Origin of the sequence: Neptunomonas marina (assembly GCF_004005935.1) — a bacterium.
GTDB lineage: Bacteria > Pseudomonadota > Gammaproteobacteria > Pseudomonadales > Balneatricaceae > Neptunomonas > Neptunomonas marina.
This window is the reverse complement of sequence record NZ_SACQ01000006.1, coordinates 244917-267084: the sequence shown is the minus strand read 5'-3', so window position 1 is coordinate 267084 and position 22168 is coordinate 244917. Positions and strand designations below refer to the sequence as shown.

General features: G+C 49.4%; 24 protein-coding genes. 1 reads left to right on the top strand and 23 read right to left on the bottom strand.

Annotated elements, in window-relative coordinates:
• Positions 1-368: 368 nt before the first annotated feature.
• The 17 genes from der to EOE65_RS13890 all read right to left on the bottom strand — a co-directional run bounded on the left by der (position 369) and on the right by EOE65_RS13890 (position 14876).
• On the bottom strand, positions 369-1790 hold the full coding sequence (der, locus tag EOE65_RS13970; RefSeq protein ID WP_127694936.1) for a ribosome biogenesis GTPase Der: 1422 nt from the start codon (positions 1788-1790) through the stop codon (positions 369-371).
• A 71-nt stretch (positions 1791-1861) separates the two neighbouring features.
• Positions 1862-3001 carry an outer membrane protein assembly factor BamB gene (bamB, locus tag EOE65_RS13965; RefSeq protein WP_127694935.1) on the bottom strand — a complete coding sequence of 380 codons (1140 nt, stop codon included), beginning with the start codon at positions 2999-3001 and terminating at the stop codon, positions 1862-1864.
• 4 nt (positions 3002-3005) lie between these two features.
• Complete coding sequence (locus EOE65_RS13960) at positions 3006-3650, bottom strand: YfgM family protein (RefSeq protein WP_240657003.1); 645 nt, start codon at positions 3648-3650, stop codon at positions 3006-3008.
• 45 nt (positions 3651-3695) lie between these two features.
• A complete protein-coding gene (hisS, locus tag EOE65_RS13955; protein ID WP_240657002.1) occupies positions 3696-4940 on the bottom strand; it encodes a histidine--tRNA ligase in 1245 nt (414 codons plus the stop codon).
• A 42-nt stretch (positions 4941-4982) separates the two neighbouring features.
• The gene (locus EOE65_RS13950; RefSeq protein WP_240657001.1) at positions 4983-5957 is read right to left on the bottom strand and encodes a RodZ domain-containing protein; all 975 of its coding nucleotides are present in this window, start codon (positions 5955-5957) and stop codon (positions 4983-4985) included.
• A 5-nt stretch (positions 5958-5962) separates the two neighbouring features.
• Positions 5963-6745 (bottom strand): type IV pilus biogenesis/stability protein PilW, encoded by a 783-nt coding sequence (gene pilW / locus EOE65_RS13945; RefSeq protein WP_127694931.1) that lies wholly within the window; start codon positions 6743-6745, stop codon positions 5963-5965.
• A gap of 16 nt (positions 6746-6761) precedes the next feature.
• Positions 6762-7892 (bottom strand): dual-specificity RNA methyltransferase RlmN, encoded by a 1131-nt coding sequence (gene rlmN / locus EOE65_RS13940; protein WP_127694930.1) that lies wholly within the window; start codon positions 7890-7892, stop codon positions 6762-6764.
• A 56-nt stretch (positions 7893-7948) separates the two neighbouring features.
• A complete protein-coding gene (ndk, locus tag EOE65_RS13935; RefSeq protein WP_127694929.1) occupies positions 7949-8356 on the bottom strand; it encodes a nucleoside-diphosphate kinase in 408 nt (135 codons plus the stop codon).
• A 115-nt stretch (positions 8357-8471) separates the two neighbouring features.
• The gene (iscX, locus tag EOE65_RS13930) at positions 8472-8672 is read right to left on the bottom strand and encodes a Fe-S cluster assembly protein IscX (RefSeq protein WP_127694928.1); all 201 of its coding nucleotides are present in this window, start codon (positions 8670-8672) and stop codon (positions 8472-8474) included.
• Between the two features lie 9 nt (positions 8673-8681).
• Complete coding sequence (fdx, locus tag EOE65_RS13925; RefSeq protein ID WP_127694927.1) at positions 8682-9020, bottom strand: ISC system 2Fe-2S type ferredoxin; 339 nt, start codon at positions 9018-9020, stop codon at positions 8682-8684.
• Between the two features lies 1 nt (position 9021).
• Positions 9022-10902, bottom strand: a complete 1881-nt coding sequence (gene hscA, locus EOE65_RS13920) for a Fe-S protein assembly chaperone HscA (RefSeq protein ID WP_127694926.1) — start codon at positions 10900-10902, stop codon at positions 9022-9024.
• A gap of 13 nt (positions 10903-10915) precedes the next feature.
• The gene (gene hscB, locus EOE65_RS13915; protein WP_127694925.1) at positions 10916-11452 is read right to left on the bottom strand and encodes a Fe-S protein assembly co-chaperone HscB; all 537 of its coding nucleotides are present in this window, start codon (positions 11450-11452) and stop codon (positions 10916-10918) included.
• 17 nt (positions 11453-11469) lie between these two features.
• Positions 11470-11796, bottom strand: a complete 327-nt coding sequence (gene iscA / locus EOE65_RS13910; RefSeq protein ID WP_127694924.1) for an iron-sulfur cluster assembly protein IscA — start codon at positions 11794-11796, stop codon at positions 11470-11472.
• Between the two features lie 49 nt (positions 11797-11845).
• Positions 11846-12223 carry a Fe-S cluster assembly scaffold IscU gene (iscU, locus tag EOE65_RS13905; RefSeq protein ID WP_127694923.1) on the bottom strand — a complete coding sequence of 126 codons (378 nt, stop codon included), beginning with the start codon at positions 12221-12223 and terminating at the stop codon, positions 11846-11848.
• A gap of 27 nt (positions 12224-12250) precedes the next feature.
• The gene (locus tag EOE65_RS13900) at positions 12251-13465 is read right to left on the bottom strand and encodes an IscS subfamily cysteine desulfurase (RefSeq protein WP_127694922.1); all 1215 of its coding nucleotides are present in this window, start codon (positions 13463-13465) and stop codon (positions 12251-12253) included.
• A gap of 25 nt (positions 13466-13490) precedes the next feature.
• A complete protein-coding gene (gene iscR / locus EOE65_RS13895; protein WP_127694921.1) occupies positions 13491-13988 on the bottom strand; it encodes a Fe-S cluster assembly transcriptional regulator IscR in 498 nt (165 codons plus the stop codon).
• Positions 13989-14132: 144 nt separating this feature from the next.
• On the bottom strand, positions 14133-14876 hold the full coding sequence (locus tag EOE65_RS13890; RefSeq protein ID WP_127694920.1) for an RNA methyltransferase: 744 nt from the start codon (positions 14874-14876) through the stop codon (positions 14133-14135).
• Positions 14877-15000: 124 nt separating this feature from the next.
• On the opposite strand from EOE65_RS13890, the gene EOE65_RS13885 reads away from it, so the two are divergent.
• On the top strand, positions 15001-15801 hold the full coding sequence (locus tag EOE65_RS13885) for an inositol monophosphatase family protein (RefSeq protein ID WP_127694919.1): 801 nt from the start codon (positions 15001-15003) through the stop codon (positions 15799-15801).
• Positions 15802-15900: 99 nt separating this feature from the next.
• On the opposite strand, the gene EOE65_RS13880 is transcribed toward EOE65_RS13885, so the two are convergent.
• From EOE65_RS13880 to hflX, 6 genes are all read right to left on the bottom strand, one after another.
• Complete coding sequence (locus EOE65_RS13880) at positions 15901-17196, bottom strand: adenylosuccinate synthase (RefSeq protein ID WP_127694918.1); 1296 nt, start codon at positions 17194-17196, stop codon at positions 15901-15903.
• A 31-nt stretch (positions 17197-17227) separates the two neighbouring features.
• The gene (locus EOE65_RS13875) at positions 17228-18409 is read right to left on the bottom strand and encodes an ATP phosphoribosyltransferase regulatory subunit (RefSeq protein WP_127694917.1); all 1182 of its coding nucleotides are present in this window, start codon (positions 18407-18409) and stop codon (positions 17228-17230) included.
• Between the two features lie 20 nt (positions 18410-18429).
• Positions 18430-18627, bottom strand: a complete 198-nt coding sequence (locus tag EOE65_RS13870; protein WP_127694916.1) for a DUF2065 domain-containing protein — start codon at positions 18625-18627, stop codon at positions 18430-18432.
• Between the two features lie 113 nt (positions 18628-18740).
• Entirely contained in the window at positions 18741-19616 is an 876-nt protein-coding gene (gene hflC / locus EOE65_RS13865; protein WP_127694915.1) for a protease modulator HflC, read from the bottom strand.
• Entirely contained in the window at positions 19616-20812 is a 1197-nt protein-coding gene (gene hflK, locus EOE65_RS13860) for an FtsH protease activity modulator HflK (protein WP_127694914.1), read from the bottom strand. Before hflK ends, hflC begins: the two co-directional genes overlap by 1 nt.
• A gap of 46 nt (positions 20813-20858) precedes the next feature.
• Positions 20859-22157, bottom strand: a complete 1299-nt coding sequence (gene hflX, locus EOE65_RS13855; RefSeq protein WP_127694913.1) for a ribosome rescue GTPase HflX — start codon at positions 22155-22157, stop codon at positions 20859-20861.
• Positions 22158-22168 lie beyond the last annotated feature (11 nt).

Sequence of the window (22168 nt, the reverse complement as noted above, 5' to 3'; positions counted from 1 at the left end):
TGAGGCGCATATTTTAATGAACCCCGTCTCGATGTCAACCTTTATTTTTAATTTATTTTCGAAGCCAACACCTGAAAACAAATTAAAACCGGTTAAACACCGCATAACAAAGATACTTAAAAAGATGCTCTAAAACAACACGTTACCTTCGTTATGACTCGTTGTCTTTGTCGTCCTTTCGGTGACTCCCTCAGCGAGTGGAGGCGTATTATAGAGACCTCCCTTCTGCCGTCAACACTTATTTCAACTTTTTAATAAAAAACTCGAAAAAACATCAAAGCCGGTTAAAAAACAGACAAAACCATTTAAAACCGAACAAAAAACAACCACTTCAGATACAAAAAACGCCCCAGAGGGGCGTTTTACTTTTATTTCCGTTTTAGCTTTTTCTTAGCTTTCTCTTTCTTAAGCGTTTTAACGTGTTTTTGCATACGCTCTTTTTTAGCTTGCTGACGCGGCGTAAGGGTATTCTTTTTACCAGCAAAAGGGTTATCCCCTGTTTTGAATTCAAAACGGACAGGGGTCCCTCGAATCTTCAGCACTTTAATGAAGCGGTTTTGCAAATAACGTCGATATGACTGCGGGAGTTGATCAGTCTGATTACCGTGTACAACGATGACTGGCGGATTAGAGCCACCTTGGTGAGCATAACGAAGTTTAATGCGTCGGCCGGCAACTTGCGGCGGCTGATGATCTGCTACTACGTCTTCCAATAAGGTCGTTAAGCGATTGGTCGCCCACTTCGCCATTGCGCAGTCATAAGCTTCGTTAACTGAGCGATACAAATCACCCACACCACTACCATGCAGTGCCGAAATGAAATGAAAACGCGCAAAAGCTGCAAACTCCAGTCGACGCTGAACTTGAGCTTTTACATCCTCTTTTTCATCCGCTGACATGCCATCCCACTTGTTAAACGCAATAACAAGTGCACGGCCCGCATCCATAACAAAGCTCAACATATGCAAGTCTTGCTCAGTAACCCCCTGACGGGCATCAATAACAAGCACCGCGACATTCGAATCTTTAATTGCCTGCAATGTCTTAATGATAGAGAACTTTTCAACAGCTTCTTTAACGTTCTTACGACGTCGCACACCCGCAGTATCAATGATCGTATAAGGCTTTCCGTCGCGCTCATAGGGGATATAAATACTATCCCTTGTTGTACCTGCTTCATCAAAGACAACAACGCGCTCTTCGCCCAATAAACGATTCACTAGCGTAGATTTACCTACGTTTGGACGTCCAACAATAGCGATACGCACACCGGTATCTTGCTCTTCGGTCTCTTCAGGCTCAGGGTATCCACCAAGAACATACTCAACCAATAAGCGAACGCCACGGTTATGTGCTGCAGCGATTGCAATCGGTTCACCAAGCCCAAGGGTATGAAAGTCTGCCATCGCAACGTCAGGATCAACACCATCAGTTTTATTCACGATCAAGTGCGCTTCCTTATTGGAGCGGCGCAAGTGGTCTGCGATCATCTCATCTGATGGGTTTAAGCCCGCACGCCCATCAACCAGAAACAGTACAACATCGGCCTCTTCAATAGCTTGTAGGGACTGGCGTGCCATCTCGTGATCAATACCTTCCTCTCCGCCTGTGATACCACCGGTATCAATAACGATAAAAGGCTTCTCACCTAACTTACCATCCCCGTACTTCCGATCACGCGTAACGCCTGGCATATCGTGTACCAGCGCATCTCGCGACCTTGTTAGCCGATTGAAGAGTGTAGATTTACCGACATTCGGTCGGCCAACTAAAGCTATAACAGGAAGCATTTGTCATCCCATAAAATACAACGGCTACCCAACTTGGGTAGCCGTTTTGAATTAACTAATTTGATACTGACTTATTTTAAAGTCAGTGCCAACAAACGGCCACTATCGGTCAAAACGAATAACCGGTTACCACGTGTTTTCATATCGCTAGTGATTGCAGCATCCGCGTCGTATCGAGCAATAAAGCGCCCATCGATTTGTGATAAGAAATGGATGTAGCCCTCTCGGTCACCTACTGCAACAACATTACCGAAGGCTGCAGGGGCAGAGAGCATTCGATTCTCAAGCTGTGACTGACTCCAAACACTCGCTGCGTTTTTTGCATCCAATGCCTGCACATGATCGTTTGCTTCGCTAACGTACACATTGCCAAAACCAGACGCTAAGCTCCGATAGCTCGACAGCTTTTTCTTCCACAATGTTTGCGCATTGAAAGGGTTAATAGCGACTAAATCACCTTGGAAGCTGGGGATATACATCACTTTTTCGTAGAGCATAGGACGGCCATCAATATCCGTCATACGCTCCAACTCGGAACGTCCTTCTGGATAAGAGACGGTTTGCTCCCAAAGGGTTGCACCAGAGGCATTATCAAGTGCAACAAACTTTCCGTTGTCTAAACCCGCCAATGTTACATCCAATGCCACGATGGGAGCACTCGTACCACGCAGCGTTAAACGCGGTGACAACGAGTCGTAACGCCAACGCGTCACTCCAGTATCCGAATCAAGCGCAACAATCGAGCCATTGATCAACTGCACGACAACCAACTCGTTATTGAGCTGCGGCTCAGCGGTCACCTCAGTGGCCAGCTGCTTACGCCACAATTCACCACCTGTTAAAGCATCCAAGCAGATAGCTTCGCCTTGCTCGGTGACAACAACTACTTTGTTGTCTCCTGCACCGGCACCTGCAGAGATCGCCTCATCAAGATCAACCTCCCAACGCGGCTCTCCATCATCCAGCGCAAACGCGCCAACGTTCCCGTCTGCTGATACTGCGTAGATTTGGTCCCCGCTGATCGTCGCTGTTAATTGGTGAAACTTATCGCCTAAATCACCACCAATCGAGCGCGACCACTCAACAATAACTTGCTTTTCAGCATCAAAATCCACTAATGGTGAAGGCTCAACTTCATCTGAGCCTCCCCATAAACTGCAGCCACTGATAGCTGCAGACAGCAACAAAACTGACGAGATACGCTTAAACATGGGTTTAACCTTCTCCTTGGAGGTCTTCAAACTTCATTGTTAGTAGCGGGTTACCTTGAGCGTTCTCAGCGACAGCCAGCGCTTGAGCATAGGCATCACGCGCTTGCGCTCGATCGCCCAACTGAACATATAGATCACCCAGTAACTCGAACTTAGGAGACTCAAACTCGGTAGCCGTAACCTTCTGCGCCGCATCGATACCCTTTTGCCACTCGCCCATCGCTCGGTACACACGCGCTTTGCGAAGCAAAGCAATATCCTTCATGGCAGCAGCAGGCTCATTAGCAATAACCCAGTCTAGCTCAGTGATCGCCTGTTCGAAGTTTCCTTGCTGCACTGCGACTTTAGCCATTAATAGGCCGGCGAAGCGCGCGTACTCTGTACCACCAAACTCACTTTTAAGCTGCTCAGCCAAGTGCTCACTTGTAGCGTAATCGGAACTCTCTCCGCCATTCACAGCGGTAACCACTGCATCTAACAAGTTTTGATAACTGATCGACGCTGCCTCAGCCTCATTGTGCTGCTTCTGCTGCCAACCCTTCCAGCCAAATACCGCAGCCAAAGCAACAACAATGGAAACAACAAGTGACTTGCCATTCTCTTTCCACCATCCTTTGATCGCTTCAATTTGTTCTTCTTCGGTACGCATCTCAGACACTTGAAAACTCTCCTAAAACCTATAAATGCAACAGACTTAAACAGCCCAGTGCTTGGTAACCGTATTCACAATTTCGTTCAATGGCACGGTGGCGATCAGCTCGTCTTCGCCCCACAATTTGGCAACAAGACCCTCGCTATCGTCGCCACGCCCGATAAGAACGATATAACGTGCGCCTGTTTGTCTTGCCTTGCTGTTGATGTTCTTTAAACCGGCGCAATGAGTACGCACGCGTAAACCGCTAATCTGGTCACGCATTGCTTCAGCTATTGCCATCACTTCGCCCTGCAAACCTTTTTGTTCTGCAGCCAAGTAAAGATCAAAAGAGGCCCGTTCAGCTGCTGGAACAACGTCTAACGTTTCTAACAAAAGCACTAGCCGCTCAACCCCCATCGCAAACCCAACCGCAGGCGTTGCACGCCCACCTAACTGCTGCACTAGACCATCATAGCGCCCACCGGCGCATACTGTACCTTGCGCACCCAGCTTATCGGTCACCCACTCAAAAACTGTCTTACAGTAGTAATCTAATCCACGTACCAGTTTTGGATTGATCTCGTAGCTGATACCCGCTTGATCGAGCAAGTCTGTCAACGTTTGAAAATGCTGGCGAGACTCATCATCAAGATACTCGGTAAGCACCGGTGCATCTTCAAGTAAACGCTGAGTTGATTCGACTTTGCTATCGAGAATACGCAAAGGATTCGTACCCAAGCGGCGCTTGCTGTCTTCATCTAGTTGATCTTCGCGCTCAGCCAAGTACTCAACCAGGGCTTGCTTGTACGCTTGGCGACTTTCCAAACTACCGAGTGAGTTTAATTGCAGTGTCACCGCGTCCAAAATCCCAAGCTTGCGCCACAAGCGCGCACTCAGCATGATCAGTTCAGCATCAATATCAGCACTTGCCATGCCGAACGTCTCGACACCGATTTGATGAAACTGGCGGTAGCGACCTTTTTGTGGTTTTTCATACCGGAACATCGGCCCTTGGTACCAAAGACGCTGGGTTTGGTTAAACAGCAACCCATGCTCTTCACCTGCACGCACACAGCTTGCTGTGCCCTCTGGGCGCAACGTCAGGCTCTCTTCATTGCGATCAAGAAACGTGTACATCTCTTTCTCAACAATATCGGTTACTTCACCAATAGAACGCTTGAAAAGATCGGTTTGCTCGACGACAGGCGTGCGTATTTCGTCATAGCCATATGACGCCAGTGTTTCCTTTACTTGCTTTTCAAGATACTGCCACACCGGCGTTTGCGATGGCAGAATATCGTTCATTCCACGAATAGCTTTAATCTTTGACAACTTACTTACTCTTACTCAATTGCTCGGCAGACTCAATTTAGCCACATTGCCCTTTATGTAACGTTTTAGCTCAACTTTCGCGCCGTTATAGGAGATTTTTTCAACAGATGATGCTCGCCCAATAACCAGTGTCAGCGGGGCAGCACCGGAGATATTCAATGTTTCACCGGATCTTTTCGCCTTGTTGACCAACGTACGTCCGGTAGCATCCTTTAACGTCACCCAGCTCTCGCCGCTAAAAACCATGGCTAGGCCGTCTGTATTCGGTGTGGGTTGACTGGCTTCAGCTGGCTCACTTACAGGCGCCGCTGCCTCCGGCTCTGACGTTTCACTCGGCTCAGATACCTCACTTTCGGTTGCAACAGCCGGTTTATCAATTTCAGCTTGCAGGGCCTTGATCTGATCATCGGACAAGTTTTGAGGCTCATCCTCTTGGCCATCACCAGGCTCTGGCGCTACTTCCAACTCAGCTGGTGCCTCGGTTTCTGACAATGTCGGCAAGCGCAACTTATTTCCATCAACTAGCGGCTCTTGCTCTGATGTCGCGACATTACTTTCTGTGGCAGCAGCAGGCGTAGGCAAACTAAACTGTGTTTGCCACCACCATACAACCGCAGCGACAAGCAGCAGTAGGAATAACCAGCCTGACCAGCGCATCACTGGGTCACTTAACTTCACCTGCTGCTCTACTTTCGATACAGACTGGATCGGTTGAACGCGCTTCTCTACACCGTAAATCTGGTCAAACATACTGACCAACGGTTCGCTTTCAAGACCGAGCGCTTTGGCGTAACTGCGAATATAGCCTTTGGCAAACACTAAGCTGGGGAGTTTTTCAAACGTTCCCTCTTCAATCCATTGGATATAACGGACGGGAAGATTTAGCTCCTCAGCAATATTCTTTTGGGATACTCCCTTCGCTTCCCTTGCTACCAGCAGGCTCTCGCCTGGGAACCGGTTTACCTCCGATACAACACCCTCATCTGGCATACTACTCACTGGAAAGCCTCCTTATAGAGCCGATATTCATCCGATTTAGGGTAAAGGTTTTTCAGCAAAAGACCATAGGTTGCCGCTGTGCTTGATTTATTCTTCGCTCGCGCAAGCTGAATTCCAAGCCACAGACTACGTGCGGTATGCTCGACACGCTGCTGATTAACGAGCTCAACGAACTGGTCATAGTACGTATCTGCAAGCGTCATGTCTCCCTGCATCAAATAGAGATCACTTAGCTGGATTAGCGATTCAGGACGCGCTCCACCGGCATTCAGCGAACGCCGAAAGGCTTTAATCGCCGCATCATCGACATCAATTTTCCGGTAACAGAGGCCGAGGTTTTCAAAGGCTTGAGCGCGGTTAGAATAGAAAGGGTCTTGCGTTGCTTGAGCGAGTTGCTTGCAGGCTTCAGTATAGCGTTCCTCTGCGAATAGAAACGCACCGTAATTGTTATGGAACATCGCTGAATCAGGCTCGAGCTCGATCGCCTTCAAGTAGTACTTTTGCGCTAGCCCCTTCTCCTCTTCCACTTGGAAAATCAAACCAAGTGCATTGTAGGCTGGGGCAAAATCGGTATCTATCTCAAGGGCTTTCTGCACAGCGACTTTCGCATTGACTAAATCGCCCGATTGTAAATATTGCAGTCCTAGTCGTGTATAAGCCTGCATCGTCGCAGTCGGCGATTTACCTTGCTGCGAAGCGCTTTCAGTCACCGTACTGCAACCTGTTAGTGTTCCGCTTCCTGCGATAATCGCAAGTACAACAATCAGAGGCCTAATCACGCCCTGTCTCCTCACATTACAATGGCTTAGCACCCTCAGCCACACTCTCTTGTTTGATGGGAATATACTTCCCACTGCGGCGCGTTCTGTCTTCAACTTGACCAACAAGCTGCCCGCATGCAGCATCAATTTCATCACCACGCGTACGACGTACAGTAGTCAACACGCCTGCTTTAAGCATAACATCTTTGAAACGCAAAATAGCATCTTCTGACGGACGCTCATAACCTGAGTTTGGAAACGGATTGAACGGAATCAAATTAAGCTTACAAGGGACCTGCTTGAGCAGCTTTCCTAGCTCTTTTGCATGCTGGGGCTGATCATTCACACCAGCCATCAACGTGTACTCGATGGTGATAACCCGCTTATCATTCAAGTTTTCTAGGTAACGATTACACGCAGCAATCAGCTCTTTGATTGGGTAACGTTTATTGATAGGGACCAGCACATCGCGCAACTCATCGTTCGGAGCATGCAGAGAGATCGCCAAAGAACAATCTGTGTACTCGCGCAGCTTATCCAACGCAGGCACAACACCCGCGGTGCTCAATGTAACGCGGCGCTTTGACAAACAGTACGCATTGTCTTCCATCATCAACTGGATCGCAGCCACAACATTATTGAAGTTCATGAGAGGTTCGCCCATGCCCATCAATACGACGTTGGTTACGCGGCGCGGCCCGGAAGGATCCATTGGCCCAAAAGATTTGATCGCGATGCGCACCTGACCAATGATCTCTGCGGCTGATAAGTTGCGGTTAAAGCCTTGCTTGCCTGTGGAACAGAAGCTGCAATCAAGCGAGCATCCAACCTGAGACGACACGCACAATGTTGCACGATCACCTTCAGGGATAAGCACCGTTTCGACACACGAGCCGCCATCGACACGAATAACCCATTTACGGGTACCATCACGTGAGATGTTTTGCATCACCACCTCTGGCTCTCTTATTTCTGCGACAGCGGCGAGCTTTTCACGTAAAGCTTTACTGATATTTGTCATCTCATCAAAGCTTTCAGCGCCAAGCTGATGGATCCATTTCAAAACCTGCGTTGCGCGGAATCGCTTCTCACCCAGTTCAGCAAAAAAAGCATCCATCTGCTCTGGAGACATCCCTAACAAGTTAGTTTTTGTGGATTCACTCATGTCAAAACTCTATAGATAGTTGAAAGCAGGAAGCAAAAAGCTTCCTGCTAGTATGATTACTTACCGAAGAAGTAAGCGATTTCACGCTCTGCAGATGCAGCAGAGTCAGAACCGTGCACAGCGTTCGCGTCGATAGACTCAGCGAAGTCACGGCGGATAGTACCTTCCGCAGCTTCCTGTGGGTTCGTAGCACCCATCAGATCACGGTTAGCCATGATTGCGTTCTCGCCTTCTAGAACTTGAACAACAACCGGACCAGATGTCATGAAAGAAACAAGATCGCCAAAGAATGGACGCTCTTTGTGCTCTGCGTAGAAGCCCTGAGCTTCTTCGTCAGACAGCTGCTTCATTTGCATCTCAACGATTTTCAGGCCTGCTTTTTCGAAGCGAGACTCGATTTCACCGATAACATTCTTTGCTACGGCATCTGGTTTGATAATAGATAGTGTGCGCTCGATCGCCATCTCAATAATCCCCTAAACTTAGGCTATTTCTAAAAAACGCGCCATTATAAGCGATACCAATGAAAAGGGACAACAGAGCAATCAAAAAGCCCGGTCTATTAACCGGGCTTTCGCATTAATCCATCTCTTCGATCCAAGCCATCTGGATCGCTTCTAAGACCTTCTCTCCGCATCGCTCGGGATCATCATCAAACCCCTCCAATGCCATCACTTTTTGATAAAGATCTGGAAAGCTGATCGTCAACGGACTCGTGTCGGGATATTGCTCCACCAACTCAATCGCAATATCTTGAACATCGACCCAATGCAAGCTCATAAGAACCTCCTAATGACGTTCTGAAACTTGGTTTAGCGTGTAGCGCGGAAGCTCAACTACGAGATCTTCATCGCTCACCATTGCTTGGCAACTTAACCGCGATTCAGGCTCAAGCCCCCACGCTTTATCGAGCATATCGTCCTCTAACTCGTCGGACTCTTCGAGCGAGTTAAAGCCCTCTCGCACGATGACATGGCAGGTCGTACATGCACATGACTTTTCACAAGCATGTTCGATCTCAATACCATTAGCGAGCGCAGCATCACAAATCGTAACACCTGGCTCAGCTTCGATAACTTTACCTTCCGGGCATAGCTCATCATGCGGAAGAAATATAATTTGCGGCACGTTAAGCCCCCTTCTCAATTTCTTGGATAGTATGCCCTTGCAGCGCCTTTTGGATATTGGCATCCATGCGACGTGATGCAAATTCATCACTCGCTTTTGCTAGGCGCTCAACACCTTGTTCGATAGCGGCAGTATCGTCACCTTGCGCCAGCTCACGCAGTTGCAAAATCTCGTTGTGTAACTCGCTCTGCTCAGACTCGCTGAGCAAAACCTTGCCATCAGTATTCAGCGCTTGTTCAAGCGCAAGGATCAATCGATTCGCCTCGACCTGCTGCTCACGCAAAGCACGCAACGCCATATCACCCTTCGCAGAATCATAAGATGCGCGCAACATGTCAGCGATCTGTGTATCATTCAGCCCATACGAAGGCTTCACTTGAATTTGGCTTTCAGTTCCCGTGGATAACTCTTTCGCAGCAACACTGAGCAAACCATCCGCATCGACTTGGAAACTCACGCGAATCTTAGCGGCACCTGCAGCCATCGGGGGAATACCCCGCAGCACAAATTTAGCCAACGAACGGCAATCATCAACCAGTTCTCGCTCACCCTGCAAAATATGCACAACCATGGCGGTTTGCCCATCTTGATAGGTCGTAAACTCTTGTGCTCTGGCAACCGGTATCGCCGTATTACGGTGGATAACCTTCTCAACTAGACCACCCATCGTTTCCAAGCCCAACGACAACGGAATAACGTCAAGCAGCAACATGTCGGCATCAGGTTTGTTACCGGCAAGCACATCCGCTTGAATCGCTGCCCCCAGCGCAACCACACGATCAGGGTCGATATCGACGTGCGGTTCGCGGCCAAAGAGTTCAGCAACCTGCTGGCGTACCAACGGTACTCGTGTGGAGCCACCCACCATTACAATCTCTTCGATATCTTCCAACGATAGGGAGGCATCGCGCACAACGCGCTTACAAGCACGAATAGTCTTCTTAACTAATGCATCAACTAGTTCGTCAAACTGCACGCGACTCACAGAAACGGAGATCTCTTTCCCCGCTAAATCAATCGACGCCCAAGCTTCATCAGCAGTCGTCAGTTGCTCTTTAACCGAACGCGCCTGCTCCATCAACTGACGCGATAGTGATGCGGTCATCTGAGTACGTACGTCGGCTTGCTCCGATATCCACTCAGCTAGCAAACTGTCGAAGTCATCACCGCCCAATGCACTATCACCGCCGGTAGCCAACACTTCAAACACACCTCGGCTAAGGCGCAAAATCGAAACATCAAACGTCCCGCCGCCTAGGTCATAAACCAAGATTGTGCTGTCTTCTTTTTGGTCGAGTCCGTAAGCCACAGCTGCAGCTGTCGGCTCACTGAGCAGGCGCAGAACATTGATGCCTGCTAGCGTCGCCGCATCTTTCGTTGCTTGACGCTGAGCATCGTCAAAATAAGCGGGCACTGTGATAACCGCACCTTTGAGGTCACCACCAAGCGACTCTTCAGCCCGTTCAACAAGATGCTTCAGGATCTCTGCTGATACTTGCACAGGGCTACGCTCACCCTGTGCAGTATTGATGAACGGCATACCGCCTTCACCTTCAACAAAGTCGTACGGCAAGACATCCTGGAAAGACTTAACATCAGCTAAGCCACGACCCAACAAACGCTTGGCGGACACAATCGTATTGTGCGCATCAGTCGTAGCCGCTTCGCGTGCTGCATAACCGATCTCTACGGCACCACCTTCACAGTAGCGCACCACCGATGGCAATGTATGACGCCCTTCAAGATCTGGCAGAGTCACTGCTTCACCGCTACGCACAGTAGCAACAAGCGAGTTTGTTGTGCCCAAATCAATACCAACTGCCAGCTTATGCTCGTGCGGGGCAGCGCTTTGACCCGGTTCTGCGATCTGTAGTAGTGCCATATTTTTAACCTAATTATCCGTCTAAATCGTGTTCTGCTTGAGCAATTTCACTGCTTAGCTTGGTGAGAAACTGCATTTTACGCACCGCCGCTGCCGCATCCTCGAGACTAGTATCATCACCACGCGCGTATGCGCTCTTAAATGCGCTTTCTAGCGTACGCAACTGCACCTCGACACGATCAGAGAGCGACTCAAGAACATCAAAGGGATCATCCGAAGCTTTTGCACTTTCAAGCGTTTCACGAAGCTCCATCTGCTCAAACAGGAACGCAGGATCAATTGATACCGATGCTTCACTGTGAGTGTCGATGCCCTTTAACGTCAGCAGATACTGCGCCCGTAACAAAGGCGATTTAAGCGTTGCCATCGCCTCGTTAAGGTAGGCCGTATACTGCACAGCCATACGCTGTTCCCGGTCAGAAGCGTGGGCAAACTTGTCAGGATGTAGCTGTTTTTGTAGGTCTCGGTAACGCTCCGAGACATAAGAGAGGTCAATATCGAACGCTTCTGAAACGCCCAAAAATGCAAAGTAGTTCTGCTGAATATCCATAGTGAACCGAGCTACGCTTAAATATTGAAGCTTTCGCCGCAGCCACACTCGTTACGAACATTAGGGTTATTAAATTTAAACCCTTCGTTCAGACCTTCTTTAACGAAATCCAGCTCCGTGCCATCCAGATAAACAAGGCTTTTTGGATCAATCACAACTTGCAAACCTGCACCCACTTCGAAGACTTCGTCATCAGGTTCTGCATGGTCTACAAACTCCAAGACGTAAGCCATGCCGGAGCATCCAGATGTTCTCACACCGACACGAATGCCGCAGCCCGACCCACGCTGGGTCAAGTAATGAGATACATGCTGCTGCGCAGCGGGCGTCATTGTAATTGCCATAATCCATCCTTACTGGCCACCCAGATGGCGGCCAGTTAATCGCCGTTATCTATTGCTTTTTCTTGTAGTCATCAATTGCCGCTTTGATCGCATCTTCGGCAAGTACCGAGCAGTGGATCTTAACTGGCGGTAACGCTAGCTCTTCTGCAATCTCGGTGTTCTTCAAGTTTGCAGCTTCATCAAGTGACATGCCTTTAACCCACTCTGTGATCAGCGAGCTTGATGCAATGGCGGAGCCGCATCCGTAGGTTTTGAACTTAGCATCTTCGATAACACCCTCATCAGATACTTTGATCTGCAGGCGCATCACATCGCCACACGCTGGTGCACCGACCATGCCTGTACCAACGTTAGCGTCGTTATCGTCCATCTTGCCAACATTACGCGGATTCTCGTAATGATCGATTACTTCTTCACTGTAAGCCATATCTATTCTCCAATCACCATCCGCAGATTAGTGGTGAACCCATTCTACTTTGCTCAGATCAACGCCGTCTTTGTACATATCCCACAAAGGCGACAGCTCACGTAACTTATCAACCGCTTGACGAATCTGCCCCACCGCATGATCGATCTCCTCTTCTGTCGTAAAACGACCGAACGAGAAGCGAATGGAGCTATGTGCTAGCTCATCGCTCAAACCAAGTGCACGCAGCACATAGGAAGGCTCCAAGCTTGCAGATGTACACGCAGAACCAGAAGATACCGCCAGATCTTTCAGCGACATCAGCAGCGACTCACCCTCAACAAAGGCAAAGCTAACATTCAAGTTTGCAGGCAAACGCTGATCAATGGAGCCATTGATATGGACCTCTTCCATATCGCTCAAGGCATTCCACATACGGTCACGCAGCGCCAAGGCTTTGTCCGCATCTTTCTGCATATCTTCTTGAGCGACTCTAAATGCTTCACCCATGCCAACGATTTGATGGGTCGGTAAAGTACCCGAACGCATGCCACGCTCATGACCACCGCCATGCATCTGCGCCTCAAGGCGAACACGCGGCTTACGACGCACATACAGCGCACCAATGCCTTTCGGGCCATAAATTTTGTGTGCGCTAAAAGACATCAGATCAACCTTTGTCTTCGACAAATCAATCGGCATTTTGCCAACGCTTTGCGCCGCATCAACATGGAAAAACACACCTTTACTGCGTGTAAGCTCACCAATCGCGTCGATGTCGGTAATCGTGCCAATTTCGTTATTAACATGCATAAGCGAGACCAAAATCGTATCGTCACGCAGTGCTTCAGCGACGCGTTCAACGCTGATCAAACCTTCGCTATCTGGATCCAGGTAAGTCACCTCAAAGCCTTCACGCTCAAGTTGACGACATGTGTCTAGCACCGCTTTATGCTCGATCTTGGACGTAATAATGTGCTTGCCCTTTTTATGGTAAAAATGGGCAATACCTTTGATGGCCAAGTTGTCAGATTCGGTAGCGCCCGAGGTCCAAACAATCTCGCGTGGATCTGCGCTAACGAGATCTGCAACCTGTTTACGTGCAGTCTCTACCGCTTCTTCAGCCTTCCAACCAAACAGGTGAGAACGCGAAGCTGGATTACCGAAGTTGCCCTCAAGCGTTAGACACTCCATCATCTTTTCAGCGACGCGAGGGTCTACCGGTGTCGTTGCAGAATAATCAAAATAGATTGGTAACTTCATTTTCTAACTCCAGTACCCTTATGCACTAAACAGCAGCTTTATCTGCCAGCAATGATTCATTAGACGTGAGAAAAATTTGACTGCTCTGTCGACGGTCTTGGCGCTCAGCAACGTCTCGGACATCTTTGCGTGCCACCAAATCAGCCAACGAAATTCCATTAAGAAATGAGTGGATCTGCGTACTGAGATCACACCAGAGGTGATGCGTTAAACAGGTTTCGCCACCTTGGCAGTCCCCGGAGCGATCACAACCGGTCGCTTCAACGGATTCGTTAACTGCATCGATAACCTGCGCAACACTAATCATATCTTGAGCATGATTGAGCTGATAACCGCCGCCTGGGCCACGAACACTGCGCACAAGGCTAGAACGCCGCAATTTCGCAAAAAGCTGCTCAAGATAAGATAGCGAGATACCTTGGCGCTCAGATATATCAGCCAAGCTAATTGGCCCTCTGCCCTCATGTAACGCCAAATCAAGCATTGCCGTTACTGCATAGCGTCCTTTCGTAGTCAGCCTCATAATGTTCACCCAAGCCTTAATTCAGTGTTTGAATTATGCAATACCCGACAAAAACAGTAAAGAATAAAACCAAGCATTTAACTCAGGTTTATACAAAATGAGGCGACAGAGTATATCACTCATACGCTGAAATAGCTTCCAAGACTATTGTTTATTGGTTTTCTCGATGTGCGTTAAGATGCCGCGTACGATATTGACCTCAACTTTATCGAGCACCGCACGCTGAAAAACACGGCGCAACCGCGGCATGAGCTGGCGCGGGTTATCGGGGTCGAGAAAGTCTATCTCCACAAGCACTTTTTCTAAATGCGCATACATCAGCTCGAGCTCTTTATGCTCAGCAAGATCGATATCCCACTCAGTACCCCATTGCGGTGCGTCCTGCTTAGCCTGCTCAGGTGCCAGCTCCGCCATCCGCAATTCATAAGTAATCACCTGCACCGCAGCGGCAATGTTGAGTGAGCTAAAAGACTCATTTGAAGGAATATGTACGTGATGGTGACACAACTGTAGCTCTTCATTCGTTAGGCCTCGGTCCTCGCGCCCAAAAACGATTGCCACCTTCGTACCCTCTTGAACACGGCTCACCACCCCCGCCATTTCACGCGGGTCCATGACCGGCCAAGGAATATGGCGGCCTCGTGCACTGGTTCCAAATACCAAAGAAGCATCAGCTATGGCCTCTGGCAGCGTTTCAACAAGCGTCGCATTATCCAGCAGATCCGTTGCACCCGATGCACGCGCTACTGCATCATCAGAGGGAAAGACATTGGGCTTGACCAAAACGAGATCGCTTAAGCCCATATTTTTCATAGCACGAGCAACGCCACCAATATTGCCGCTGTGAGTTGTGTTGACCAATACGATGCGAATATCTGATAAGTTCATGGTTATCCAGTACTAAAAGCGTGAATTATGGCCATTAGTTTAACAGATTGCCTCGACAGGTATTCTGTCTGGGCCATTGCTTTTGTATAATTCTCTTTTTGGTTTAAACCTCAGGTCCAAATTAATGCAACCCATGCTGAATATTGCCCTGCGCGCTGCGCGCCTCGCAGGAGAACAGATCGCCCGTGCCGCTGAACGACTCGATCTTATGAAGTCAGAACAAGAAAGTGTTGGTGAGTTTATCTCTGACGCTGCGACAAAGGCGGAACAAACAATCGCTTTTACTATTCAAAAAGCGTATCCAGCTCACGCAATCCACGGCGAATACTCAGGCCAATACCAACCAAGTGAAGGTGAAGCTGAGGTCACCTGGCAGATCAATCCAATTGACAGCCTCGCCAACTTTTCTAATGGCATCCCTGCGTTCGCTATTTGCATGTCGGCTGTTATTAAGGGCCGCATTGAACACGCCCTTATTCTCAACCCACTCACTGGCGAAGAGTACACCGCAAGCCGCGGAAATGGTGCGCAGCTAAACGGTAAGCGTATACGTACGACAAACCTGCGCGCTCTAGATCAAGCTGTTATTGGTACCTGCTTCTTAAACACGCCAAAAGAGAAAGCTCGTTTTGATGTGTACAAAGCGATCTTCTGCCATCTGCAAACAGCTGGCGCTGTTACACACAACGGCGGCTCAGTTGCACTAAACATGGCTTATACAGCGGCAGGCCGATTCGACGGTTTCGTACAGCAAGGTGCGAATAAAGAACTACTTGATGCCGGTGCACTGCTGATCCAAGAAGCCGGCGGTTTGCTCGGCGATTTCCGTGGCGGCAACACGTTCCGCGAACACGGCGATACTGTAGCTGCGAACCCTAAGTTGTTTAAAGCACTGCTAAAAAGCATCCACCAAGCGACGGCTTGATCTCCTAACCATTAGATAGGTAAATGTCCGCTAGCAACATAAATAGCGGACACAAAAAAACCGGCATAAGCCGGTTTTTTTTCGCATCAACACTATATGTTACGCATCGAACGGATCACGCAATACGATAGTCTCGTTGCGATCTGGGCCAGTAGAGACAATATCCACAGGCGCTTCAATCAGCTCTTCTAAACGCTTGATATAATCGCGTGCCGCTTGTGGCAAAGCATCTAACGACTTAGCACCCACTGTGGAGTCGCTCCAGCCCGATAGAGTTTCATATACAGGCTCAACCGCTTCGTAGTCTTCACTACCTGTTAGTGTTTCAACCACATTGCCTGCAGCATCGCGGTAACCAACGCACACTTTGATCTCTTCCAAGCCATCCAGAACGTCCAACTTGGTCAAGCAGATGCCCGATACCGAGTTGATCTGAATAGCATGCTTCAACGCAACAGCATCAAACCAACCACAACGACGCTCACGACCGGTGGTTGCACCAAACTCATGCCCTTTTGTACCTAGATGCATACCAACATCGCAGCTCAGCTCAGTTGGGAATGGGCCGCTACCTACGCGTGTTGTGTAAGCCTTGGTAATACCCAGAATGTAATCTAGGTAAAGAGGTCCAAAGCCAGAACCTGTCGATGTACCACCGGCCGTTGTATTTGAAGAGGTAACGTACGGATAAGTACCGTGGTCGATATCCAACAACGAACCCTGAGCACCTTCAAACATGATGCTATCGCCGTTTTTGCGCTTCTCGTGCAAAATCGCCGTTACATCAGCCACAAGTGGGCGCAACTCTTCAGCCATCGTCAACGCTTCTTCCAAGACGGCTTCGACGCTCACTTCCTCAGCTTGATAGTAATTCTTCAGCACGAAGTTGTGATAAGCCATCACTTCACGCAGCTTCGCCTCAAAACGCTCTGCATCCAGCATATCGGCTAGACGTAAACCACGGCGCGCTACTTTATCTTCGTATGCAGGACCGATACCACGCCCCGTCGTACCGATTTTTGCGTTACCGCGTGCAGCTTCGCGAGCTTGGTCCAGTGCAACGTGATATGGCAGGATCAATGGGCAAGCAGGACTCAAACGCAAACGTTCGCGAACTGGCACGCCAGCTTCTTCCAGCCCCTTCATCTCTTTCAACAGAGCTTCTGGCGAGAGCACTACACCGTTACCGATCAAACACAATACGTTGTCACGCAAAATCCCTGATGGAATCAAATGCAGCACAGTCTTTTGACCGTCGATAACCAATGTGTGACCTGCATTGTGGCCACCCTGAAAACGCGCTACAGCCGACACTTTATCCGTTAGCAGATCTACGATCTTGCCTTTACCTTCGTCGCCCCACTGCGTACCTAAAACAACTACGTTCTTGCCCATTGCTGTCTCTAAACTCATTTCGTTCATTCGTTTACGACGCTTGGGTCACAACCCAGCTGTCGCCTTGTTTCACCAACCGACGCTCGACACCAGCATCATCTGATGTGTCTCCAGGCAGTTGCTGCACCACGCGCTCTCCTTGAGAACGCAACTCGGCAATTTTGCTCAATAACTCAGATTCATTGCCTTGCGGGGCGAGAATACTGCCAGCATTGCCGTTCGTATCGACGGTTAGATCCGCCAAAACTTTAAGGTCTGTACTAAAGCCCGTTGCCGGTCTTGCACGCCCAAAATCTTTACCAATCGCGTCATAACGACCGCCTTTCGCGATCGCTTGACCGAAAACAGGCGTCAATGCAGAAAACACGACCCCAGTGTGATAGTTATAGCCACGCAGCTCACCCAGATCGAAATACAGATCAACGCGCGGATAGCGCTCTTGCAGGCGACCTGCCAGCGTTTCTAAGTACACGATCGCGTCTAATACATCGGCCGATGGGTTTTGCAACTGCTGCTTGGCACGCGCTAACACCTCAACACCGCCATTCAGCGTTGGCAGCAGCGACAAGTTGTGCACGACATCCTCTGCCGCATCTAACTGCGCCAGATAATCACGCAGTTCTGGCAACGCTTTGCGGCCCAGCAACTCCATGTACTGCTTTGTCTGCTGCTGCGATAAACCTGCGCCAGCTACCAGCCCCTGGAAGATACCGACATGGCCAAGATCCAAGCTCAGCTCATCTTCTAAACCAGCGGCTATCAGCGTTTCAATCATTAGGGCGATCACTTCGATATCACTCTCGATACCAGCGTGACCATATAACTCTGCGCCAAGCTGCAGCGGATTGCGCGATGCCAAACCATTAACAGCATGCGTATGCAACACAGAACCGCAGTAACACAGGCGGTTAGCACCATCACCCGTCATACGGTGCGCATCAATACGCGCCACCTGCGGGGTGATATCAGCTCGGATACCCAAGGTATGACCCGTCAACTGGTCAATAAGCTTGAAAGTTTTGAGATCGAGATCTTCACCTACACCGGTTAACAATGACTCCATATGCTCCATCAAAGGCGGCATTACGAGGTCATAACCCCAGCAGTTATAAAGATCCAGCAGTTTGCGACGTAGTGCTTCGACCTGATGAGCACGCGGAGGTAGCATCTCCTTCACACCATCAGGCAGCAACCAGCGATCAGCCAACGCCATGTATCACTCCAGTAACTGTATTAACGAATAAGATATAAACCGGCTACACCGGCTAGCATACTGGCTAGCCCCATCACTCGTAGCGTTTTGTTATCGATAACCGATAACTGGGCTACTAGTTGACGCCACCGGTTTGGGTAAAGAAACGGCATAATGCCTTCTAGAATTAATACGAGACAAAAAGCGATCAGCAGCTCATACCAAAACTCAGAAGACATATACGTTGCCCCACACCCAACACAAAAAAACCGGGACTAAGCCCGGTTTTTGCAATAATAACATGGAAGCGAGATCAAAGTGCAGCAAAAATCCCGCTTTTTAGCCTATCGGCTTACTCGCCTTGTTTCGAGTTTGATAGGTACTTAAAGAACTCACTATCAGGCTTGAGCAACATCACATCGCCGTTACCTTGGAAAGATTCAGTGTACGCCTTCAAACTACGCGTAAACGAGTAGAATTCTGGGTTAGCAGAGTAGGCGTCCGCATAGATTGCTGCCGCCTGCGCATCCCCCTCACCACGTACCTCTTCGGCCTCACGGTAAGCTTCCGCTTCGATAACCGTTTTCTGACGATCAGCGTCTGCACGGATACCTTCAGCAAGCTCGAAACCTCGCGAACGCAGTTCACGCGCTTCTCGCTCACGCTCGGTGCGCATACGATCATAAACAGAATTCGATACCTCAGGTGGCAGCTCGATACGCTTAACGCGCACATCCACAATACTCACACCTAGCTCACGCTCAGCGACATCGTTCAAACTTTTGATAGCGGTTGCCATCACTTCATCACGCTCACCAGAAACCACCTCGTTCAGCGTTCGAGCACCAAACTGGTTACGCAGTTCGTTCTCTACCCGCGTCGAAAGTAGATCTGCAGCACGGAACTCTTCACCCGAGGTAGCCGTGTAGTAAGTACCGACGTTATCGATACGCCACATTACGAACGCATCAACAATCAAACGCTTCTTCTCAATCGTTAGGAACGCCTGAGGGCGGCTATCCAACGATAGCACTCGCGAATCGAACTTACGGATGGTGTTGACGAATGGGAACTTGAAACGCAAGCCTGGCTTAACGTCCGCGTCCACGATCTCACCAAAGCGCAATTTAACAGCACGCTCAGTTTCTTTAACGATATAAACAGACTTGGATGCAACGATAATGATCAAGCCCGCCAAAATGACTGAAAAAAGTGACTTACCGCTCATTATCGACCCTCCCTACGAACTGGCTGACGCTTACGGAGCTGATCCACAACTTGGTTGGTCACGTTACGCAGTGACTGGTCGTCAAGACGTAAGTTATTTGGTGCCACCGTTGTACGGCTTTGCTCTTGTCGATTTTGGATTAACTTATCCACAGGCAGATACATCATGTTGTTACCGCCATCGACATCAACCAAAACTTTCGGGTTGTTTTTCAATACTTCTTGCATAGCATCGATGTACAGACGCTCACGCGTTACCTCTGGCGCTTTCTGATACTCGTTTAACAGCGCTGAGAAACGTTTTGTTTCACCCTGTGCACGAGAGACTACCTGCTCGCGATACGCGCTTGCTTCTTCAAGCATACGCTGCGCACGACCACGTGCTTCTGGGATGATACCGTTGGCATAAGATTGCGCTTCGTTTTTCACACGCTGCTCATCCTCACGCGCCTTGATAACATCATCAAATGCATCCTGAACCTGGTTTGGCGCTTGCGCTTCTTTGATGTTGACTTTAGTGATCGCGATACCGGTGTTGTAATCTGACATATAGCTTTGCAGACGCTCTTGCACCTGAATTGCCAACGTCTCACGGCCTTCCGTCAGAATCGAGTGCATATCGGATGAACCCACTACATGACGAAGCGCAGACTCTGCAGCATTTGTCAGGCTGTCATCAGGATCACGAACACTCAGTTTATACGCTTTAGGATCTGAAACGACGTACTGAGTCGCCATAGACACATCAACGATATTCTCATCCTCAGTGAGCATGAGTGCTTGGTGATCATGGCTACGAACTCGCGTTGTATTAACGATCGACACTTGGTCAACCATCGGCGGGTTCCATTGCAGACCCGGATTAACCGTGTCGTGGTACTTACCTAAGCGTAAAACAACGCCACGTTCTTGCTGGTCGACTGTGTAGAAACCCATGCCACCCCAAACAAGTGCGGCCACGACGATAGCGACCCAGAAAAACGCACCTGAGCCACCACTGCCACTGCCGCTACCACCGCCGCCACGCTTCTTTCCAGAGCCACCAAACAGCTCATTGAGTCTGTCTTGCAGCTTACGTAGCACCTCGTCCATGTCAGGGGGCCCCTGATCATTTCCTCGATTACCCTTATTGCGGTTATCACCACCGCCCCAAGGATCCTGGTTGTTGCCGTTTCCGCCAGGCTCGTTCCAAGCCATATCGTTACTCCGTAAAAACCAAATTGAAATTGTTGTTGAGGCCGGTTTAATAGACCGGCTCTACCCGATATTGTTCAGTTGGCATACCAAGCCGACTTAGGATCTGTAATAGATCTTTACGTTGCAACCTGATTTCCAGATGTATATCGCCACACTCATCGTATGATTCTTCCAACACGGCCCCCTGCGCATAAAGCTGAGAACGCAGCTGCCCCTCGCGCGGGGTCAGCTTGATCGTGTCGTGAAAAACATCGTCCGAGAGCGCTTCATTAACCGCCTGAAGTAGCAGCTCGACGCCAGCACCACTCTGCGCAGACAACCAAACACGAGTTGGCATACCCTGATCATCACGATCGATGCGAGGCTCTTGCCCCGGCATCTGGTCGATTTTATTGAACACTTGCAACAGCGGCACATCTTCAGCGCCGATCTCGCGTAATACGTGCTCAACCTCGTCCATATGCCCTTGGCGCTCTTCGTCATATGCGTCTACCACATGCAGCAACAAGGTTGCATCCGTTGTTTCTTGCAACGTGGCACGAAACGACTCAACAAGCTTGTGAGGAAGGTGGCGTATAAAACCCACCGTATCCGCCAAAATGGCCGGACCAACATCCTCCAACTCGATCCGACGCAAAGTCGGGTCAAGGGTAGCAAACAGCTGATCAGCTGCGTACACATCCGCATCGGTAATACGATTAAAGAGTGTCGATTTACCTGCGTTTGTATAGCCCACCAAAGACACGGTAGGTACTTCTGCACGCTGACGGGAGCGACGCCCCTGCTCACGCTGCTTGCGCACTTTTTCCAAGCGTGCATTGATCGCTTTAATACGTGCCCGCAAAAGACGTCGGTCAGTCTCTAGCTGACTCTCACCCGGGCCGCGAAGACCGATACCGCCTTTTTGACGCTCCAAGTGGGTCCAGCCTCGCACAAGGCGCGTTGACACGTGTTCTAGCTGGGCTAGTTCAACCTGTAACTTACCTTCGTGAGTCCGAGCTCGCTGCGCGAAAATATCAAGAATAAGGCCGGTGCGATCAAGTACTCGGCATTTAATTTCACGCTCTATGTTACGTTCTTGTGCCGGTGACAAGGGGTGATTGAAGATAACCACCTCAGCTTCGTGCAACTGCACAAGCTGGCGCAATTCATCAAGCTTTCCGCTACCAACAAAGAACTTTGAAGTGGGTTTATGGCGCGATCCCATCAAAATTTCGACAGGATCAGCTCCGGCAGATAGCGCGAGCTCCTCGAGCTCGCGAGGTGATTCTTGGACGGCCTCGTCGGCCATATCCATATGAACGAGTATGGCTTTTTCACCAGACTCCGGACGTTCAAAAAACAATCAGTGATTAC

Coding starts and splice junctions, on each gene's coding strand:
- ndk (WP_127694929.1), bottom strand. CDS start 8,356: ATGGCGATCGAGCGCACACTATCTATTATCAAACCAGATGCCGTAGCA.
- EOE65_RS13890 (WP_127694920.1), bottom strand. CDS start 14,876: ATGAACTTATCAGATATTCGCATCGTATTGGTCAACACAACTCACAGC.
- iscX (WP_127694928.1), bottom strand. CDS start 8,672: ATGAGCTTGCATTGGGTCGATGTTCAAGATATTGCGATTGAGTTGGTG.
- EOE65_RS13870 (WP_127694916.1), bottom strand. CDS start 18,627: ATGTCTTCTGAGTTTTGGTATGAGCTGCTGATCGCTTTTTGTCTCGTA.
- EOE65_RS13875 (WP_127694917.1), bottom strand. CDS start 18,409: ATGGCGTTGGCTGATCGCTGGTTGCTGCCTGATGGTGTGAAGGAGATG.
- iscA (WP_127694924.1), bottom strand. CDS start 11,796: ATGGCAATTACAATGACGCCCGCTGCGCAGCAGCATGTATCTCATTAC.
- hscB (WP_127694925.1), bottom strand. CDS start 11,452: ATGGATATTCAGCAGAACTACTTTGCATTTTTGGGCGTTTCAGAAGCG.
- hflK (WP_127694914.1), bottom strand. CDS start 20,812: ATGGCTTGGAACGAGCCTGGCGGAAACGGCAACAACCAGGATCCTTGG.
- EOE65_RS13880 (WP_127694918.1), bottom strand. CDS start 17,196: ATGGGCAAGAACGTAGTTGTTTTAGGTACGCAGTGGGGCGACGAAGGT.
- rlmN (WP_127694930.1), bottom strand. CDS start 7,892: ATGAGTGAATCCACAAAAACTAACTTGTTAGGGATGTCTCCAGAGCAG.
- iscR (WP_127694921.1), bottom strand. CDS start 13,988: ATGAGGCTGACTACGAAAGGACGCTATGCAGTAACGGCAATGCTTGAT.
- EOE65_RS13900 (WP_127694922.1), bottom strand. CDS start 13,465: ATGAAGTTACCAATCTATTTTGATTATTCTGCAACGACACCGGTAGAC.
- EOE65_RS13885 (WP_127694919.1), top strand. CDS start 15,001: ATGCAACCCATGCTGAATATTGCCCTGCGCGCTGCGCGCCTCGCAGGA.
- hflC (WP_127694915.1), bottom strand. CDS start 19,616: ATGAGCGGTAAGTCACTTTTTTCAGTCATTTTGGCGGGCTTGATCATT.
- EOE65_RS13950 (WP_240657001.1), bottom strand. CDS start 5,957: ATGCCAGATGAGGGTGTTGTATCGGAGGTAAACCGGTTCCCAGGCGAG.
- hscA (WP_127694926.1), bottom strand. CDS start 10,902: ATGGCACTACTACAGATCGCAGAACCGGGTCAAAGCGCTGCCCCGCAC.
- EOE65_RS13960 (WP_240657003.1), bottom strand. CDS start 3,650: ATGCGTACCGAAGAAGAACAAATTGAAGCGATCAAAGGATGGTGGAAA.
- hisS (WP_240657002.1), bottom strand. CDS start 4,940: ATGAACGATATTCTGCCATCGCAAACGCCGGTGTGGCAGTATCTTGAA.
- der (WP_127694936.1), bottom strand. CDS start 1,790: ATGCTTCCTGTTATAGCTTTAGTTGGCCGACCGAATGTCGGTAAATCT.
- bamB (WP_127694935.1), bottom strand. CDS start 3,001: ATGTTTAAGCGTATCTCGTCAGTTTTGTTGCTGTCTGCAGCTATCAGT.
- iscU (WP_127694923.1), bottom strand. CDS start 12,223: ATGGCTTACAGTGAAGAAGTAATCGATCATTACGAGAATCCGCGTAAT.